This window comes from Bacillus sp. MM2020_4 (assembly GCF_011250555.1).
Classification (GTDB): domain Bacteria; phylum Bacillota; class Bacilli; order Bacillales; family Cytobacillaceae; genus Neobacillus.
In genome coordinates this window covers 17001-36021 of sequence record NZ_JAANMZ010000025.1, presented here as the reverse complement: position 1 = coordinate 36021, position 19021 = coordinate 17001, and the positions used below count along the sequence as shown (strand labels likewise).

Below are 19021 nucleotides of genomic sequence, written 5' to 3'. Positions count from 1 at the left end.
TGCTTTTTTGTTTCATTCCAAGAACATATATCTGCCTATGGTAAAATAGTTATAACATTCTTTTTAAGAAAGGAACTAGCGGTATGTCTATAAAAACAGTTTCTATTATCGGGCTCGGGGCCTTGGGAGTTTTATTCGGAAATCATTTATCTAAGAAAATGCAGAAAGAAGATTTACGAATCATTGCTGATAAAGATCGAATCAAGAGATACAAAGCGGACAATGTATTTTGTAATGGAGAACCGTGTCATTTCCATTTTGTTTCCCCTGAAGAGGTGGTCAGGCCTGCAGATTTGCTTATTTTCGCCGTTAAATTTAATGGTTTAGAGGATGCAATCCAAGCGGTGAGGCATCATGTTGATGAAAATACGATTATTCTATCCCTATTAAATGGCATATCAAGTGAAGCGATTATTGGTGATGCCTATGGAATAGATAAAGTCTTATATAGTGTGGCCCAAGGGATGGATGCCGTTAAAGTAGGAAATAAACTGACGTATGACCATATGGGCATGATCTGCTTTGGAGAACGGGAACCTGGTTATGTTTCAGATAAGGTAAGGACGGTTGCCGAGTTTTTTGGGAAAATGGAAGTTCCCTATGAGGTGGACACCAATATGGTTAGAAGGCAATGGGGGAAGTTCATGTTGAATGTTGGTGTCAATCAAACGGTTGCCGTGAATAAAAGTAATTACGGTGAGGTTCAACGGGTTGGACAGGCGAGAGATATGATGATTTCTGCGATGAGAGAGGTAATGGTGTTATCGGAAAAAGAAGGGGCTCCGTTAACGGAAGAGGATTTACACTATTGGCTTGAAGTAATGGGCCGATTAAGTCCAGAGGGAAAACCGTCCATGGCGCAGGATGTGGAAGCGAGACGGTTTAGCGAGGTAGAATTGTTTGCAGGGACTGTTGTGAAATTAGGTGAGAAACATGGAGTGCCTACGCCGACAAACATGGAGCTGTATCGCAGGATAACGTTAATGGAGAGCCAATATTAAATTGCTTAGGGATGTTTCTTATGCTACATGATTGGTAGCAATAGGAACGTCCCATTATTTTTTAAAAGGAACGTCTATTTTAATAAATCCTGAGTATTATTTTAATAAGAATAGGAGGGATATGGTGAAATCAATTGGCATCTTGGGAGTCGGTCAAGCGGGTGGAAATATCGCGGAGATCGCAGCAAATATGGGATTTCAAACCGCGCTTATCAATACGAACCAACGTGATGGAATAGTCAATAAGAGAGTTGAAAAGAAGTATTTTGTTCCTGGATATAATGGTGCGGGGCAAGATCGGTCCGTCGGATTAAGAGCGGTAAATGAAAACTATCGGGAACTCATTGAATTTGTGCAGCAATCCTTTAAAAATATTAAGCTTTTATTAGTGGCCTTTTCCACTGACGGCGGTACGGGCTCCGGTATGAGTCCATTATTGATTGACCTATTATTAGATAATTTGCCGGGAATCAATGTAGGTGCGATTGCAGTGGTTCCTGATCGAAATGTATTAGCGGGTAACCGAATTAATGCAGCAGAGTGTATCGAGGAGATTTCAAGAATTGACTCTCTTTCATCGGTGTTCCTTGTCGACAATGATCAGCTGCGGAAGTTAAATCCACAATCCAGTAAACATCAACTCTACGTTTCTTCTAATCATCAAGCTGTGGAAGCAATAAATAATGTGCTGCAAGTGACGAAAAAGAGTTCGTTTTATGGGAATTTTGATGAAACCGACCTAATGAATATACTTAGCACAAGAGGGGTAACGTTGATTTCCTCAGCTGCGATAACTGATGCAAAGACTACCACAGACGTTTCAAATAAAATTCAACAATCTTGGGCCAATTCGATATTTTGCCCTGTGGAATCGACAGGTGTAATTCGTGCAGGATTAATCTATGAAGGGCCAGAAAATATGGCAAAACTTATTAACCCTCCAGCAGTTTTTTCCAGGGTGGGTGAACCGCTGGAATTGTTCGAGGGAACCTATATTTCGGAGGCTGACCCTACTGTTACCACTATTCTGGCAGGTTTATCATTTCCTAGTAAGCGGATGCTCGCACTTGAAGAAGTGCTTGAGAAGAACAAGGATCGGTTACAAGGTCTTGTTAATAAGGAGCACACGCAAAAATACGAATCGCGCATATCCTGGGCATCTAACTTAAAAGCGAAGCCACAGGAAAGAAAAACGGGAAGCATAACATCGAAATTATCAAAATACCAAAAATAGCAAAAAGGGTCATTTCCCAAAATCAGCAGTGGGGAATGACCCTTTCGTCTAAATATAAAAGATATAATCCTCCGGAAGGACGCGTTTTAAGAATTGCTGAGTCCTTTCTTCCTTTGGACTGGTGAAAATCTCCTTAGGAGGGCCTTCTTCGACAATGACTCCGCCGTCCATGAAGACGACGCGATTTGCTACGTCCTTCGCAAATGACATTTCGTGAGTGACGACCAACATGGTGGTGCCGTCTTTGGCGATATCCTTCATGACGGTTAACACTTCTCCGACTAATTCCGGGTCTAAAGCAGAGGTTGGCTCATCAAACAGAATGATCTCCGGATTTAAGGCAACCGCTCGGGCAATACCAACACGTTGCTGCTGCCCGCCTGATAATTCAACAGGGTAGGAATGGTATTTATCTGTCAGGCCGACTTTATCCAATGCTTTTTTGCCTATCTCCATTGCCTCCGCTTTCGGAACCTTTCTGCCAATAATGAGCCCCTCTGTCACATTTTCCAGTGCGGTTTTATTAGTAAACAGATTATAATTTTGAAAAACAAAAGCGACCTTCTGCCTGATATCGTGTATTTGCTTTTTAGTGGCCGATTTCAAATTGACATCTGTGGATCCAAAAAGGGCATGGCCTTGATCCGCCTTCTCCAAAAAGTTAATACATCTAAGTAAGGTGGTTTTGCCGGAACCGCTTGGTCCAAGAATAACAACGACATCCCCTTTATCAATGCGTAAATCAACGCCTTTTAAAATCTCATTCTGACCAAATGATTTATGAATATCTTTGATTTCTAACATTGTTTTGCCTCCAATTCAAACTTAGGCATTTACTGCTTTATATTTGCTTAATCGTTTTTCATATACCTTAAATAAGTATTCTACTAAACTGCATAAAATCAAATAGACAAGGAAAATATCGATGTAAGCCTCCACATAATTGTAGCCGACATTAGCTGCCACTTTCGCCCTTAGTGTAATTTCCTGCAATGACATTGCATACCCTAATGAGGTTGCTTTGATCAGATTGACGGTTGCGGTACAAATATTCGGTAAGGCGACAACCAGTGTCTGAGGAATGATAATTCTCCGAAATGCTTGCACATTGGTTAATCCGACGGAGTAACCAGCTTCCAACTGGCCTTTACTAACGGTACTAATAGCAGAACGAAAAACTTCAATAAGAATTGCAATGGTATTTAGGGTGAAAACAATAAAGGCGTACCAAATCGGATTAACATCATAGATATTCGTTTCAATATGAAACTTTTTAAATAGCGATGTGAGCATTAAAGGGACACTACTATAGACAATAAAGATTTGTACAATAACGGGAGTCCCTCTGACAAATGAAACATAAACTTGAGCGAAACGATGCAGCACTGGAATTCGATTAATTCTTGTCAACGCAAGCAGAAACGCTAGCGGAAGGGCAATTAATAAGGCGACAATGGTTATAATTAGTGCGGTTGGTACTCCGGATAATGCCGTGAAAAAGGTCTTTACTAAAAACGAATAATTTAAACCCTCGGACACGCTGCCACCTCCCTTTATGTAGGATTTATTACTTGTTTCCCTTTACTAAAAACTTTTTCTAACTTTAAGAAAAGCTGTTCAATGACAATGGATATGACCCAATAGATAACGGATAAAGCAAGATAGGTTTCTAAGGCATGGGCATTAAAGCGGCCATCGATGATGAGACTCGCTTTTCCCATCACATCAATTAACCCGATGGTATAGGCGAGCGATCCCTCTTTAATTAATTCAAGCAAGCTGTTACCGAAGTTTGGTAAGGCAACCACAAATGCCTGTGGAAAAATGATTCTTCGGTATGCTTGCGTATTACTTAACCCAACACTGACTGCAGCCTCAAATTGTCCCCGGTCAATTGATTGATAGGCTGATCGGATGACCTCTGACATGGCAGCGGCAAATTGCAGGGAAAAGGTAATGACAATAAAGAAGATTTTATCAACATCGCTTAGATTCAGGCCGAAGCCTTCAGCGAGTTTTGGAATCCCATAGTATACAAGGAAGAGCAGAACGATTGAGGGCGTACATCTTAATGCCGTTGTATACCCATTGGCGATCTTTTGTGCAATCTTGCTGTTACTTAATTTCATAGCGGCCAACAAAAAACCGAATAGGGTTCCAAACACGACCGAGAGGCCGGCAACCAGAAATGTTACTTTTATATAGGGTATTAACTGCGGGAAGGACTCCCATATATATTTAGCATCAAAATATTTCTCCATCATTCACCTCCAGCTCTAGGGCTCATATTGAGGATTTCCCCGAGGTTACAACTGCTCTTAGGATTTTTATAACTTCAAGGTTTTAAAGTACTATTTTCACTATGAAAATAGTACTTTATCGTTAAAAAAAAGGATATTATCGTTTAACCTTATCTAGGACCTCAAATAAGTCTCTGCCATAGAACTTTTTACTTAATTCGTTTGGTTTCTTTTCCTCTTGCAGCTGCATGATGGCTTTATCATAGGCATCGGCAAATTTCTGTTCTTTTTTGTTAAATAACGGCCAGGTTTTAATAACAGCGAATTCGTTGTAAACTACTTCATCTTTTAAGTTGTAATAAGGGCCCTTGGGATCATTAACTTGCTTTTCATATGCACCTTCAATAATGACACCCCCGTCAACACGTCCTTCATTCACCCATTGAACAACGTCTACTGTAAATGCATCTCCAGCTTTTAATTTCACTTTGTTATCTGGATTAGCCTTATTATATTCATCAATAATGGTATATTGGGCATTGTTCGCAGCGATAGGTGCAAGGGTAAAGCCCTTCGAAGCGAAATCTTCTAGCGATTTAATGTCAGCATTCTTCTTCTTTAAGACAAGTCCGGCGCTGCTTAAACCAAGGAACTCTTTAGGATAGATAAATTTCTCCGTTCTTTCCTGTGTCCAGAAGGCATTTTTCACACCTGCTTGATATTTCCCTTGTTCAACCCCGACTAATAAATCATCACTAGATGTCCCCACGAATTCAAATTCATAGTCTGGTAGTAATTTATCGACTAATTTCATTACTTCCACATCATATCCAGTTGGATTTCCTTTGTCGTCGTTATAGGACATTGGTTTGGAAGCTTGGTCATAGGCGATTTTCACCTTTATTACCTTTGAATCAGCGTCAGAAGATTTACTGGAAGTGGTACTGTTCCCGCAACCTGCTAACAGAATGGACAATGATAATGCTGTTACTGCTGCCTTTAAAACATTCTTTTTCTTCATATAATCAATCTCCCTTTTAAAAATATATTAATATAAAGTTTTCACATCATATTACTTGGGTTTAGAGATAAAAAAATGTTGAAGGGAGCAGGAGGGGGGAAGGGTTCCTGCTCAATACCTTCTAAACTAGTCTCACTTTCTCTTGTTCAATAGCTGAGAGGGCTAATTTTTTAATTGTCATATCATCCATTGGTGGATTATGAAGACCTGCCCTTACGTCGCGGTAGTAACGTTGTAGTGGATTACTCCGCTGAAGGCTTTTTGCACCGACAACTCGCATTGCTTTATCAACAATGGTAATGGCCGAGTTTGTCACGGTATGTTTGACCACGCCAAGTTCGTTTTCGATATACTCTCGTCGTGACGGATCATCATAAGCTTCCGCTACACTGTAGAGTAAATGTCTGGCCCGTATTAATTCTAAGTCAATCTCCCCTAAGTGTTGCTGCACATTTGGTAATTGGCTAATCGGCCCGTTGAGACTATTAGGGGCATGATGATTGGCAAAATGGACAGCATAGTCGCGTGCTGCTTGGGCGATACCAAGATAGCAGGCAGGAATGTGCAAGATCCAGCCATTTATTTTTCCGCCGCTAGGTGTGGACGGTAGTTCGACAAGCTTAGAATCATCAACAACTACATGATCGAGAACGAGGTCGTGGCTTCCTGATCCTCTCATGGCGATAACATCCCATGTTTCATCAATCGTTAATCCGTCTAAATCTTTATGTAGAAGAAAAAATCCTACCTGCTGTTTTTCTTCAATCCATGCTGATGTTAGAAAATAGGTTAATACAGGTGACATGGTGGTAAATGTTTTCCGCCCTGAAAGCACCCATGAACCATCTTTTCTGATCGCGGTAGTTCCGGGGCGACCGCCTCTTGTCGGGCTCCCTGTTTGGGCTTCACTTACAGCTCGGTTTACTAAGGTGCCATTAAGAATTTCCTTTGCGAAAGAATTCAATTTTTCCTGATCCCAAAGCTTTGTTTCAAATAGTTCACCGACTACCCCGAGATTCCAACCTATTGCGAGACCAGTTGTTCCATCGAAGCTTGCTAGTGTTTCTTGCAGGAGGACCATATCATAGACTTTTAAGCCCTCACCGCCGTATTCGGCAGGAAGGGTGAGACTTGAATAGCCCATTTCCACTAACTCTGCAATATTTTCCTTAGGGAAAATGGCAAATTCATCAATTTCTGCTGATTTGTTTTTAAAACTTGCCTCTTTTTCATGCAATTTTTGCAGCCATGTTTTTTGTACTTCTGTTTTGATAAAAAGGTTAAGCATGTTGTGTGCCCTCCTATGATCTTGGTCATTCATTTAATTCGCTTATTCCGATATGTTTTATAGGAATAAATAATAACGGAGCCATATCAAACTGTCAAGATATTTTATGCACTCTTATAAAAATTCTGACTAATTGTGAAGTGAATTTTGTTTAGCAGGTTACCTGTCTTTGTAAAAGCTAAAAAAGGGTCAATCCCTGGTCGCATAAGCGGTGTGGGACTGACCCTTTTTATGTTTATTCGTATCTTAACGCATCAATGGGGCTAAGCTTCGATGCTTTGTTAGCTGGGAGAAGCCCGAAAATAATCCCGATTAAGGCGGAAAAACTGACCCCTATTAAGACAATCAACGGACTGACTGTGGCTACTATTGGAGACAACTGGGAGACCAAAATCGTTCCAATTGCGGCTAGTCCTATCCCGATCAGCCCCCCTAGTGAGGTTAGGGTGATTGCTTCGATTAGAAATTGCAAGAGAATTTTCCTTCTGGTAGCACCGATGGCTTTTCGGAGTCCAATTTCTCGTGTTCTTTCTGTCACAGAAACGAGCATAATATTCATGACACCGATCCCGCCGACTAAGAGCGAAATTCCTGCGATACTGCCAATTAGTAATGTCAGTAAGGAAATCACCGTGTTTAATTCTTTTTCATAGTCTTCAAAGTCGTTTGTTGCATAGTTTCCATTTTCTAATCCTTTTTTTTCTGTCAGTGTTGCAGCAGCTAGTTTGCCAGTTTCAGAAACCTTTTCAGCATCACTGGCAATCACGGATAATTGTTCAATCTCCCGGTTGCCGAACATCATCGAGATAACCGTACGCGGCATCAACATTTCTCCGCCATCAGGATTTCGGTATTGTTCCGGAATGGGGGATTCATAGACACCTACAACCTTGTAGGGATTATCGTTTAAGTCAATTATTTCGCCAATTGGATTTTCCGATTCCTTGAAAAATTTTTTCCGGACTCCGGTATCAATAAGGACGACCCGGTTCAAGCCGTCATTATCAGCAGCGTACAATGCCCTTCCTTCGACAACCTTAATATTTTTCGCAGTGAAGAACTCCGCACCGACACCGGTAATTTGCATATCTGCACGCTCGTCATTACGGACCATGGCGCCCCACCCTTGATTTGTAGCAATCACGGCTTTTACCCCGGGAACCTTTGCTAGTGTTTGAACATCTTCCGTCGTCAATTCCGGTTCTTCCCAAAATTGTTCAGGTTCTCCTTCTGGCGGGGTATATTCATAATAAAGTTCAATGGCATTCTTATCGGTGCCAAACAATTCGTTTGTCATTTGTTTCCGTGTGCCTTGTCCAATCGCAACAATTAGGATCACGGCAGCGACGCCGATAATAATACCGAGCATTGTTAAGATGGATCTTACCTTATGATTCCAGATGGAGGAAAGGGCGATTTTGAAACTCTCCCAAATGTTCATGGTGCCACCCTCCGGTCATCGGTGATCATGCCATCTTTTAAAGTAATTACCCTATTGGCATAGGAGGCAATTTCCTCCTCGTGGGTAACGAGAATAACGGTCTTTCCTTCTTCGTTCAGCTGCATAAACAACCTCATGATTTGTTCACTGGTTTTTGAATCAAGTGCCCCGGTCGGCTCATCCGCAAGAATAATCGTTGGATTATTGACGAGCGCTCTGGCAATGGCGACCCGCTGCTTCTGTCCTCCCGATAATTGATTCGGTAAATGCTTCATTCGGTCTTCTAATCCGACCTTTACTAGCATTTGTTTGGCTCTTTCTGTTCGCTCTCGTTTTGATACACCGGCATAAATGAGCGGTGATGCCACGTTTTTGATGGCGTTATCCCTAGGAAACATGAAGAATTGTTGAAAAACAAAGCCAATATGTTCATTTCGTAAGCGTGCCAAAGCACTTTCTTTTGCGGAATCGACTTTTTCACCATTTAGTTCAAATGTACCTGAAGTGGGATAATCTAAAAAGCCAATAATATTCATTAAGGTAGATTTACCGGAACCCGATGGCCCCATAATAGCAACAAACTCTCCATCCTCAATCGTTAAATCAATGCCATGGAGGACAGGAACCTCAAGTGAGCCTTTTCCGTATACTTTTGTTATTTCACTTAGCTTCATCAAAGGAGGTCACTTCCATTCCATCATGCATTTCTGGATTAGGTGTAATGACGACAAGTTCACCCAACTTCACTCCATCGGTAATTTCGATGAATTCATCGTTCATTGCCCCCGTTTTCACTTCCCGTCTTTCAAGCTTCCCATCTGCTAAAATATAAACAATTTTACTCCCGCCTTCGTCTACAAGTGCTGGATGAGGGATGCCGAGTTTTTTGTCTGCGCCGCCGACTTTAATTTCTAGAGAAACATGGAAGCCTTGGCGCAATTCTGATGTATCATCTGTGATCGCAACCTTAAATGGATACATCGTCACATTGCCGCCGGGTGCCCCGCCGCCGAAGTCTTCACCACCACCGCCTTCGGCATTTGGAAATTGCGAAACTGATTCAATGGCCCCTTTCCATTCTCGGTCTTTATACACCTTTGGATGGATGATGACTGGCTGCCCTGCCTGAATCTTAACCGCGTCAAATTCACTCATCGTGCCAATGACTTTATAAGGCTGACTCGAGATAATATGTATGACAGGTTCGGCTGCTCCAGCCTCGGTCTTTGCTATATTTTGGTTTACCTTAACAATAATCCCATCCATTTTGCTGACAATTGTCATTTCTTTTTTCTGGGCATTTAGTTCTTTGATACGATCATCTGCTGCGGCTATTTCTGATTTTGTCCCTTCGTAACCCATCTCTAGCTGCACCTTTTCGGCTGCCAGTTGGTTTACGTCTACTTGTGGTGCACTTTCTTCACCTGTTTCAGTGCTGATTGTGGTTGGATTCTTTTTTGCTTCAGTGATTCGTTTCGTTAAATCGGCAATTTGACTTTGTTCAGTCTTTCCTTTACTTTGCAGTAATTCCTTTTCACGAGCGGCTTTTTTTAGCTCATTATCTATTTTTGAAAAATCATAAATTAGTAGAGGGTCACCAGCTTTAACAGACTGATTTTCCGCCACCTTATATTCACTAATCTCTCCTTTTTCAGGCTCTAGGAAGACCTTTTGCTCACTTTCAGGGACAATTTTGCCAGTAACAAGAATGGTTTCCGTCAATTCCTGCTCACTAGCCTTTTGAACTGTTACTCCCATACTGTCTGCTTCTGCTCCGGTAGGCTTTGCCTCGCCTCTGGTAAAGAAGTATGTAGCTGTACCTGCAATCATTAGTAAAACAACAATCGATATAATCCAAACCCAAACCTTTTTCTTCACACTATACCCCCGTTAACTCTATTATTAATCTCTCTCAAATTCTACTATAAACGAAAAAGAAACAATTTCAAATATTTTCTATTATTTACAAGAGTAAACAAAAAGCGACACCCTTTCTCCGACATTTAAGATGGATTATTTGTCGCTTTTTCTTTGATATTTTCGTGAAAAGTACTATAGTGATTAATATAGTATGGGTAAACTAATGGTTGATTGTTTTATCATTAAAGGAGTAGTGAATATGCAAAATGAAGTTTTATCAACTTTTGCCTCCATGTTAGATTGGCATATGTGGGCAGATGTCCTTTCCTCACCCAAAGCGTGGGGCATGATCTTATCCCTAGCAGTACTGGAGTGTATTTTATCCGCGGATAATGCATTGGTATTGTCGGCGTTTGTTAAGCCATTACCTAAACAACAGCAGAAAAAGGCGTTAGTTTATGGATTATGGGGAGCTTACTTATTCCGTTTTATTTTTATTGGCCTTGGAACATTTCTTATCAAACTGTGGTTTATTAAGGTAATTGGTGCGATTTATCTCCTCTGGCTTTCCATTAAGTTTTTTATCGAAAAGTTTAAAACTAAAGATGGTGAAGAAGAGGAAGAAACACATCAACCAAAAGGCTGGTTAACGAAAACGTTTGGAGTATTCTGGGCGACAGTCATTAGTGTCGAGTTAATGGATTTAGCCTTTTCTGTGGATAGTATTCTTACTGCACTCGCCGTTTCCGAAGAGGTTTGGGTCATCCTGCTTGGTGGTATGATTGGTATTCTGTTAATGCGTGGAGTTGCGACATTTTTCATTAGTCTCATGAATAGAGTCCCGGAACTTGAAACAACTGCCTATGTTTTGATTACATTTATTGCGATTAAGATGGGATTAACACTCATAGATATTCACATTCCAAATGAAATTTTTATTATCGTTATGGTTTTAGCGTTTTTGTTAACATTTGTAATCCACGGAATTCGATCAAAATCGCAAAAGAAGCTTTCGCACTGATCATTAGGTTGAATGAAGAGCCCTCCATTAAAGGTAGGCTCTTTGATTATTTGCGGGGGTTCCTAATAAATATCCAGCAAATTTCGTAAGTGTGGATATATGAAATGAGCAGTTGAAAATATGTCGTAATGGAAATGTGACGTACTTTATATTTCATACAGACAAAGCCGATGAAGGACAAATCCCTATTGAAAACCGCGGGATTCGTCCATCATGAAGCCGATGAAGACCAAAACTCTTAAAACTACTAGCAAAATGGTCTTCATCAAGTTATCAAAAAGGATGATTAAGTCACTATTGGCACCAAATACGCATTGAGCATTCATAAGTCCATGCACAATTAATTTGATTGGTTGGGCACGTTTTTTAGTGGAAAGGTACTACCCACTTGCATAGTGGAATTAATTGTGTTAATCTGAATGTGGAACCGGTTACACAGTAGAGGTGAATCTCAGATGGCAACAATAAAAGATGTTGCAAAGGAGGCTGGTGTGTCAGTAGCCACGGTATCAAGAACATTAAATGATAATGGGTATGTGCATGAAGACACACGGAAGCTAATAAATGAAGCGATAAAAAAATTAAATTATAAACCAAATGAAGTGGCCAGATCGTTATATAAGAAAAAGTCACGATTAATTGGGCTGTTACTGCCGGACATTCGCAATCCGTTTTTTCCTGAATTGGCACGCGGTGTCGAGGATGAGATGCAAGCATGTGATTTCAGGCTGATCATCGGCAATGCGGATGAGAAGAAAAGTAAGGAACGGGATTATATTCAAACATTTAAACAGAATAATGTAATCGGTATCATTACAGCAACAAATCATACCGATATAAGTCATTATGAAAATCTCTCCTTACCCGTTGTTTTTCTTGACCGGACATCTGACCAGTATCCATCTGTTTATGCTGATGGTTTAGATGGAGGAGGAATAGCGGCAAATGAAATGGTCGCAAGGGGATGTAAACGGATTACCTTACTACGAGGACCTGTTGAAGTTCAAACGGCCCAAGATCGATTTCAAGGGGCAATCAATAGCCTAGTTAAGGCAAATGTAAATTTCAATGTGATTATCACGGATTCATTTGCTTTCGGCGATGCTGAGAAATGGGCGATAGAGTTATTTGAAAAATATCCGGATACAGATGGTGTAATTGCGAGTAACGATGTGGTTGCCGCCGCCATCTTACATGAGGCACTGCGCCGTGGGAAATCAGTTCCGGCTGATCTTCAAATCATTGGCTATGATGATATCCCGCTTAGCCGCTTACTTTTTCCGCCATTATCAACCATCAAGCAGCCTGCTTATGAGATGGGAAGGGAAGCAGCAAAACTGTTAATTAGATTAATAAACAATGAAAAAGGATTTGAACAGAATATTCAAATGCCAGTGGCATTTATTGAAAGGCAGACGACAAGAAAGGTTGAGGAAAATGGTTAAAGTTACAGTCATCGGAAGCTCTTCGATGGATTTGGTTGTCACGGCTTCACGACGGCCGAATAAAGGTGAAACAATTCTAGGTGAATCATTTAAAACAGTGCCTGGCGGCAAAGGGGCCAACCAGGCAGTAGCCGCCGCCCGGTTAGGGGCGGAAGTCTATATGGTTGGCTGTGTTGGCGATGATAGTTTCGGAAAAGAAATTTTAACTAATTTTAAAGAAAATGGTGTTTTTACTGATTATGTGGAACCGGTTACACATTCAGAAAGCGGTACAGCACATATAACCCTTGCGGAAGGTGATAACAGTATTATCGTCGTAAAGGGAGCTAATCATCATGTTACACCTGATTTCGTTGAAAAGGCAGTTGATGTTATTTGTACCTCTGATATTGTTCTGATTCAACAAGAGATTCCTGAAGAAACGGTCGAGTATGTCAGTGAACTATGTCACGCCAATGATGTTCCGTTATTGCTAAATCCGGCACCATCACGGCCGATCAGTGCGGAGGTAATAGCGAAAGCGGCCTACTTAACACCAAATGAATTGGAAGCGGCTGTTCTTTTTCAAAATAAGGATATTCACGAAGCATTGGCAGTGAATCCAAACAAGTTATTTATCACAGAAGGTAAAAATGGTGTCCGCTATCACGATGGGGAACAAGAGGTACTAGTCCCTACTTTTACAGTAGAGGCGGTCGATACAACAGGTGCGGGCGATACCTTTAATGCAGCATTTGCAGTAGCACTAGCAGAGGGTCAACCACTTAAAAAGGCTGTCCGTTTTGCTAACAGGGCCGCATCAATTTCTGTTACAAAGTTCGGAGCCCAAGGCGGGATGCCGACACGCGCTGAAGTAGAAGGGAGCCTTTAAATTGAAACGACAAGGAATGTTGAATAGCCATATATCCAAGGTTTTGAGCGATCTTGGCCATACTGATTATATTGTTATCGCAGATGCAGGACTACCGATTCCTGAAGGCGTTGCTAAAATTGATTTAGCGATTAAAGCAGGGACACCAGCCTTTACAGAAGTGGTGGATGCCGTAGCAGAAGATATGGTGATTGAAAAAATCATCGTCGCTTCTGAAATAGAGGCAGGAAATCCTAAGACAGCAAAATACCTGAAAGAGAAATTTGCTGGGGCTATTTCCGAGCAGGTTTCTCATGAAGACTTTAAACAGCTGACGAAAAACGCTAAGGCTGTAATCCGAACAGGTGAGATTACACCATATGCCAATATCATTTTACAATCAGGCGTATTTTTCTAATAAATTGAGGTGATGAACATGCAAATTGTAATGCAGGACATCTATAAAGCATTTGGAACCAATCAGGTATTAACAGGCGTTGATTTTGATTTACGGGCGGGCGAGGTCCATGCCCTTATGGGTGAAAATGGAGCCGGAAAATCAACCATGATGAATGTTCTGACAGGGCTACATGCACGTGATAAAGGAACGATTACGATTGATGGCAAAGAAACCTATTTCCAAAATCCAAAGGAAGCGGAGCAAAAGGGGATTACCTTTATTCATCAGGAATTAAATATTTGGCGTGATATGACGGTGCTAGAAAACCTGTTTATTGGAAAAGAATTGAAGACTTCTTTCGGCTTATTAAAAATGAAAGAAATGAAAGCGCTGGCGAAAAAACAGTTTGACCGCTTGGCTGTCACGATTCCATTGGACAAAGAGGCGGGGGCATGCTCCGTTGGTGAGCAGCAGATGATTGAAATTGCCAAAGCGTTAATGACAGAAGCTAAAGTGATTATTATGGATGAGCCGACAGCGGCCTTGACGGAAAGGGAAATCGAAAAGCTGTTTGGGGTCATTTCATCACTAAAGAAAGAGGGAGTCGCGATTGTCTATATCTCACACCGTATGGAGGAGATATTTGCGATTTGCGATCGAATCACCGTCATGCGTGATGGAAAAACTGTAGATACGAAGGCAATTCCAGAAACAAACTTTGATGAGGTTGTAAAAAAAATGGTCGGAAGGGAACTGACGGACCGCTTTCCAAAACGCGAATCCAAACTTGGCGAGAAAATGCTTGAGGTTAAAGGGGTAACGAAGAGGGGAGTATTCAATCATATTGATTTTTCCGTTCGTTCAGGAGAAATTGTCGGCGTATCAGGGCTAATGGGTGCTGGACGCACGGAAATCATGCGGGCTATTTTCGGTCTTGATGCGATGGATAGCGGTGAAATTTGGCTGGATGGCAAGCCTGTTACGATTAAATCACCTGACCAGGCTGTCAAACTAGGAATTGGCTTTATCACAGAGGATCGCAAGGATGAAGGCTTAATTTTAGATTTTTCGATAAAAGAAAATATCTCCTTACCGACGCTTTTTAGCTTTGCGCCAAAAGGGATTATTAATGAAAAAAGTGAGCGTGACTTTGTCGAGATGCTGGTCAAGCGTTTAACCGTTAAAACGGAATCGGCAGAGACAAGAGTAGGAGATCTATCTGGTGGAAATCAGCAAAAGGTTGTCATCGCGAAATGGTTAGGAATCAGTCCCAAGGTGCTCATTCTAGACGAACCAACCAGGGGCGTCGATGTCGGGGCAAAGCGGGAGATTTATCAATTAATGAATGAATTGACAGACCGTGGAGTAGCTATCATCATGGTCTCATCGGAATTACCGGAAGTCCTTGGTATGAGTGACCGCATCCTTGTTATCCATGAAGGAAAAATTACGGGCGAGCTTACGAAAGAAGAAGCGACCCAGGAAAAAATTATGACATTCGCAACAGGAGGTCTGTGAGATGAAAGCAATCAATGAAAGTGCTCCAGTCGGTAAAGCCAATTTTATCAATACAATGACGCAAAAACTGGGTCCATTACTTGGGTTAATTGTGTTAATTATCATTGTTTCCGTTTTAAACCCTAGTTTTCTAGAACCATTAAATATCTTAAACCTGTTGAGGCAGGTAGCTATTAATGCCTTGATTGCATTTGGGATGACCTTTGTTATTTTAACGGGCGGTATTGACCTATCCGTTGGTGCGATTCTGGCACTGTCTAGTGCGTTAACAGCAGGGATGATTGTCTCAGGTGTTGACCCGATTCTTGCGATTCTAGTCGGATGTATCCTTGGTGCGGTTATGGGGATGGTCAATGGGTTATTAATTACAAAAGGAAAAATGGCTCCATTTATTGCGACATTAGCGACGATGACCGCCTTTAGAGGTTTGACGCTTGTTTATACAAAAGGGAATCCAATTACAGGACTAGGCGACAATCAGTTATTCCAATTGTTTGGCCGCGGCTATTTCCTTGGCATTCCTGTTCCGGCGATTACCATGATCATTACATTTGCTATCCTATTTATCATTCTTCATAAAACACCGTTTGGCCGGAAAACGTATGCAATTGGCGGGAATGAAAAAGCATCCTTGATTTCCGGGATTAAAGTAGATAAGGTCAAGGTGATGATTTATGGACTTTCCGGATTGCTTGCTGCTTTAGCGGGGGCTATCTTAACATCACGATTGAATTCAGCTCAGCCGACAGCGGGTACGTCCTATGAACTTGATGCCATCGCTGCGGTTGTACTCGGTGGGACAAGTCTTTCTGGAGGAAAAGGGAGAATCTTTGGAACACTGATTGGTGCGTTAATTATTGGGACATTAAATAATGGTTTAAACCTACTTGGTGTATCTTCCTTCTATCAAATGGTCGTCAAAGGGATTGTCATTATTATCGCTGTCTTACTTGATCGGAAAAAATCAGCATAAGGAGGGGCTTATTGATGAAAAAATTACTCGCACTATTTATGTCATTCACACTCTTGCTTTTAGGAGCTTGTTCTATGCAGCCGCCAGAGTGGGCCAAGCCCGCTAAAAAGGAAAACTTAAAAGATATTAAAATAGGCTTATCCGTTTCAACTTTAAACAATCCATTTTTCGTTTCCTTGAAGGATGGTGTGATCAAAGAGGCAAAATCATTGGGAATGGAAGTAAAAGTAGTAGATGCTCAAAATGACTCAGCCAAGCAAATTAATGATGTAGAGGATTTGATTCAACAGGGTGTCGATCTTTTACTGATTAATCCAACGGACTCCGCCGCCATCTCAACGGCTGTGCAATCAGCTAATAATATCAATATTCCCGTCATCACGCTTGACCGCTCAGCGGATAAAGGGAAAGTGGAAGCCCTGGTAGCTTCAGATAATATTAAAGGCGGCGAAATGGCCGCTGACTATATGGTGGATAAGCTAGGTGAAAAGGTGCTTGTCGCGGAATTAGAAGGTGTTCCGGGTGCTTCTGCCACACGGGAGAGAGGAAAAGGATTTCATAATGTTGCCGATACGAAATTAACGGTTACCGCGAAGCAATCAGCCGATTTTGACCGGACAAAAGGCTTAACCGTTATGGAAAATCTGATTCAAGCAAATCCTGATATTAAAGCCGTTTTTGCCCATAATGATGAAATGGCATTAGGGGCCATTGAAGCGATTAACAGCTCGGGCAAAGATATCATGGTGATTGGTTTCGATGGCAACGATGATGCGCTCAATGCCATTAAAGCAGGTAAACTAGAAGCAACTGTAGCCCAACAGCCAGGGCTCATCGGTAAGCTAGCAGTAGATGCCGGCCGGGATGTTGTCCAAGGGAAAAAGGTTGATAAAGTGATTCCGGCTCCACTTAAACTAGTGACAAAAGAATAAAATCTACCCCTCATCTATTTCGATAGATGAGGCTTTTTTAATAGATTATGGTAAGCTTACCTATATGGAATAGTATGAAAAATGGAGGGAAATGTATTGTTGAAAATGGGTGTAATCGGACTAGGTGATATTGCGCAAAAGGCGTATCTGCCTGTCTATAGTAAAATAAAAGATGTGGAATTTCATTTTTACACAAGAAATCAAGAGAAGCTGCACTCTATTGGCAGCCAATACCGTTTTGATCATCTCCACGGTAGTCTCGAATCTTTGATTGAAAGCGGCATTAAGGGTGCATTTATTCATTCCTCAACTTCTACTCATGAGGAAATTGCCCATCAATTGTTACAACACAACATCCATGTGTTTGTGGATAAACCGATTACGGATCAGTACGAAGGGACAAAAAGACTTGTTGACCTGGCCGAGGAGAAGGGTCTTACTCTCATGACAGGTTTTAATAGAAGATATGCACCAACATACATGAAGCTGAAGGAAGTTAAAGACGCCAATATGGTGATTATCCAAAAGAATCGCAAGGGTCAGCCAGGGGAGCCGAGGACGTTTATTTATGACGACTTCATTCATGTGGTCGACACGATGAGGTATTTATTTCCGCACCCAATTGAGAATCTGATTGTAAATGGAAGAATGGAGGGCGATAAACTGTACCATGTTGTCGTTCAATTTATTTCAGGCGGGGCAACAGCCATCGGTATTATGAACAGAGATAATGGAACAAATGAGGAAATGGCTGAGGTCATGGGGCCTTTAGAAAAAAGGACTGTTTCCAATGTATCGAAACTAGTCATTTCAAAAGACATGGAAGCGATCGAAGTTCGCAGCAGCGACTGGGAACCAACACTTTTCAGACGAGGGTTTGAACAAATGATCACTGATTTCATTGGAGCCGTTGGAACAAACAATAAGCCAAGGTTTTCATCATTTGATGCCTTGGAAACGCATGAAATCTGCGAAAAGATTATCTCAAAGTTAACCAAGGTTGTGGAAGTCTAACACTTATTCTTATTTTAGGGGGACCTTTACCCTTATAAAAATGTTTGCGTTTGCATATTGCATTTTTGAAGATTAGTGGTAATATTGAACTATAAATTAAATATCGATCACATGTTACTGATACGATCAGGCATGGTGGTAAAATGAATGGGTTTCAACGTCCATTTATTTGTACCCCCATGCCTTTTTTGTTGTTTATTACATCATTTGGGAACCATATACAAAAATGCAAAGGGGAATCGTTATGCGATTTAATTTTTTCAAAAAAGAAGCTGTTGATTTCTATACACCGGTTAACGGAAAGATTCTTTCTCTTGAGGAGGTTCCAGATCCTGTTTTCAGTCAAAAAATGATGGGTGATGGGATGGCAGTGTTGCCAACTAATGGAGACATTCTTTCTCCGGCAAAGGGAACCGTTATTCTAGTCGCGGCAACCAAGCATGCCATTGGTATTCATGCTGAGGATGGTTCGGAAATTCTTATTCATGTTGGGCTAGAAACTGTAGAACTTGATGGAAAGGGCTTCAACGTTGCCGTTAAAGAAGGAGACAAAGTTTCCGCAGGACAACTCCTAATAGAAGTGGATTGGGAATATATTAGTACAAACGCTAAAAGTACAATCACACCGATTGTGATAACCAATAGTAATGATGGTAAGAAGCAGTACGCTTTCACGGAGGAAAAGGAGGGCACTGCTGGTAAGACAGTTCTCTTTACAGCATCTGCAAAGTAATGGTGCTTTTTGTGAAGTGCTGCATCCCTTTTGCAGCACCTCACTTTTAT

Annotated in this window: 19 protein-coding genes; 11 read left to right on the top strand and 8 right to left on the bottom strand. The window is 41.3% G+C overall.

Annotated elements, in window-relative coordinates:
* Nucleotides 1–83 precede the first annotated feature (83 nt).
* Nucleotides 84–1001: a ketopantoate reductase family protein gene (locus G6554_RS15675; protein WP_166243498.1), complete on the top strand. Its 918-nt coding sequence runs from the start codon at nt 84–86 to the stop codon at nt 999–1001.
* A gap of 121 nt (nt 1002–1122) precedes the next feature.
* Complete coding sequence (locus G6554_RS15670) at nt 1123–2235, top strand: FtsZ/tubulin family protein (protein WP_207627641.1); 1113 nt, start codon at nt 1123–1125, stop codon at nt 2233–2235.
* A gap of 48 nt (nt 2236–2283) precedes the next feature.
* Here the strand turns inward: G6554_RS15670 and G6554_RS15665 are convergent, their stop codons facing one another.
* The 8 genes from G6554_RS15665 to G6554_RS15630 form a co-directional block, all read right to left on the bottom strand.
* Nucleotides 2284–3039: an amino acid ABC transporter ATP-binding protein gene (locus G6554_RS15665; RefSeq protein WP_166243496.1), complete on the bottom strand. Its 756-nt coding sequence runs from the start codon at nt 3037–3039 to the stop codon at nt 2284–2286.
* A 21-nt stretch (nt 3040–3060) separates the two neighbouring features.
* A complete protein-coding gene (locus tag G6554_RS15660) occupies nt 3061–3774 on the bottom strand; it encodes an ABC transporter permease subunit (protein WP_166243494.1) in 714 nt (237 codons plus the stop codon).
* A 14-nt stretch (nt 3775–3788) separates the two neighbouring features.
* A complete protein-coding gene (locus G6554_RS15655; RefSeq protein WP_242637739.1) occupies nt 3789–4499 on the bottom strand; it encodes an amino acid ABC transporter permease in 711 nt (236 codons plus the stop codon).
* Nucleotides 4500–4632: 133 nt separating this feature from the next.
* Nucleotides 4633–5496 carry a transporter substrate-binding domain-containing protein gene (locus G6554_RS15650; RefSeq protein WP_166243492.1) on the bottom strand — a complete coding sequence of 288 codons (864 nt, stop codon included), beginning with the start codon at nt 5494–5496 and terminating at the stop codon, nt 4633–4635.
* A 121-nt stretch (nt 5497–5617) separates the two neighbouring features.
* Entirely contained in the window at nt 5618–6784 is a 1167-nt protein-coding gene (locus G6554_RS15645) for an acyl-CoA dehydrogenase family protein (RefSeq protein WP_166243490.1), read from the bottom strand.
* A gap of 235 nt (nt 6785–7019) precedes the next feature.
* Nucleotides 7020–8225, bottom strand: coding sequence for an ABC transporter permease (locus G6554_RS15640; RefSeq protein ID WP_166243488.1), 1206 nt, complete (start codon nt 8223–8225; stop codon nt 7020–7022).
* Entirely contained in the window at nt 8222–8902 is a 681-nt protein-coding gene (locus G6554_RS15635) for an ABC transporter ATP-binding protein (protein WP_242637740.1), read from the bottom strand. Before G6554_RS15635 ends, G6554_RS15640 begins: the two co-directional genes overlap by 4 nt.
* A complete protein-coding gene (locus G6554_RS15630) occupies nt 8886–10103 on the bottom strand; it encodes a permuted SH3 domain-containing protein (protein ID WP_166243487.1) in 1218 nt (405 codons plus the stop codon). Before G6554_RS15630 ends, G6554_RS15635 begins: the two co-directional genes overlap by 17 nt.
* Before the next feature lie 235 nt (nt 10104–10338).
* On the opposite strand from G6554_RS15630, the gene G6554_RS15625 reads away from it, so the two are divergent.
* The 9 genes from G6554_RS15625 (at nt 10339) to G6554_RS15585 (ending at nt 18971) form a co-directional block, all read left to right on the top strand.
* Nucleotides 10339–11106, top strand: coding sequence for a TerC family protein (locus G6554_RS15625; RefSeq protein WP_347564320.1), 768 nt, complete (start codon nt 10339–10341; stop codon nt 11104–11106).
* A 455-nt stretch (nt 11107–11561) separates the two neighbouring features.
* Nucleotides 11562–12551 (top strand): LacI family DNA-binding transcriptional regulator, encoded by a 990-nt coding sequence (locus G6554_RS15620; protein WP_166243483.1) that lies wholly within the window; start codon nt 11562–11564, stop codon nt 12549–12551.
* On the top strand, nt 12544–13422 hold the full coding sequence (gene rbsK / locus G6554_RS15615; protein ID WP_166243480.1) for a ribokinase: 879 nt from the start codon (nt 12544–12546) through the stop codon (nt 13420–13422). Before G6554_RS15620 ends, rbsK begins: the two co-directional genes overlap by 8 nt.
* Before the next feature lies 1 nt (nt 13423).
* Nucleotides 13424–13819 carry a D-ribose pyranase gene (gene rbsD, locus G6554_RS15610; protein ID WP_166243478.1) on the top strand — a complete coding sequence of 132 codons (396 nt, stop codon included), beginning with the start codon at nt 13424–13426 and terminating at the stop codon, nt 13817–13819.
* 18 nt (nt 13820–13837) lie between these two features.
* Nucleotides 13838–15319: a sugar ABC transporter ATP-binding protein gene (locus tag G6554_RS15605; RefSeq protein WP_166243476.1), complete on the top strand. Its 1482-nt coding sequence runs from the start codon at nt 13838–13840 to the stop codon at nt 15317–15319.
* 1 nt (nt 15320) lies between these two features.
* Nucleotides 15321–16292: a ribose ABC transporter permease RbsC gene (gene rbsC, locus G6554_RS15600; protein WP_166243474.1), complete on the top strand. Its 972-nt coding sequence runs from the start codon at nt 15321–15323 to the stop codon at nt 16290–16292.
* A 14-nt stretch (nt 16293–16306) separates the two neighbouring features.
* On the top strand, nt 16307–17224 hold the full coding sequence (rbsB, locus tag G6554_RS15595; protein ID WP_166243472.1) for a ribose ABC transporter substrate-binding protein RbsB: 918 nt from the start codon (nt 16307–16309) through the stop codon (nt 17222–17224).
* Between the two features lie 96 nt (nt 17225–17320).
* Nucleotides 17321–18238 carry a Gfo/Idh/MocA family oxidoreductase gene (locus tag G6554_RS15590; RefSeq protein WP_207342960.1) on the top strand — a complete coding sequence of 306 codons (918 nt, stop codon included), beginning with the start codon at nt 17321–17323 and terminating at the stop codon, nt 18236–18238.
* A 244-nt stretch (nt 18239–18482) separates the two neighbouring features.
* The gene (locus tag G6554_RS15585) at nt 18483–18971 is read left to right on the top strand and encodes a PTS sugar transporter subunit IIA (protein WP_166243469.1); all 489 of its coding nucleotides are present in this window, start codon (nt 18483–18485) and stop codon (nt 18969–18971) included.
* Nucleotides 18972–19021 lie beyond the last annotated feature (50 nt).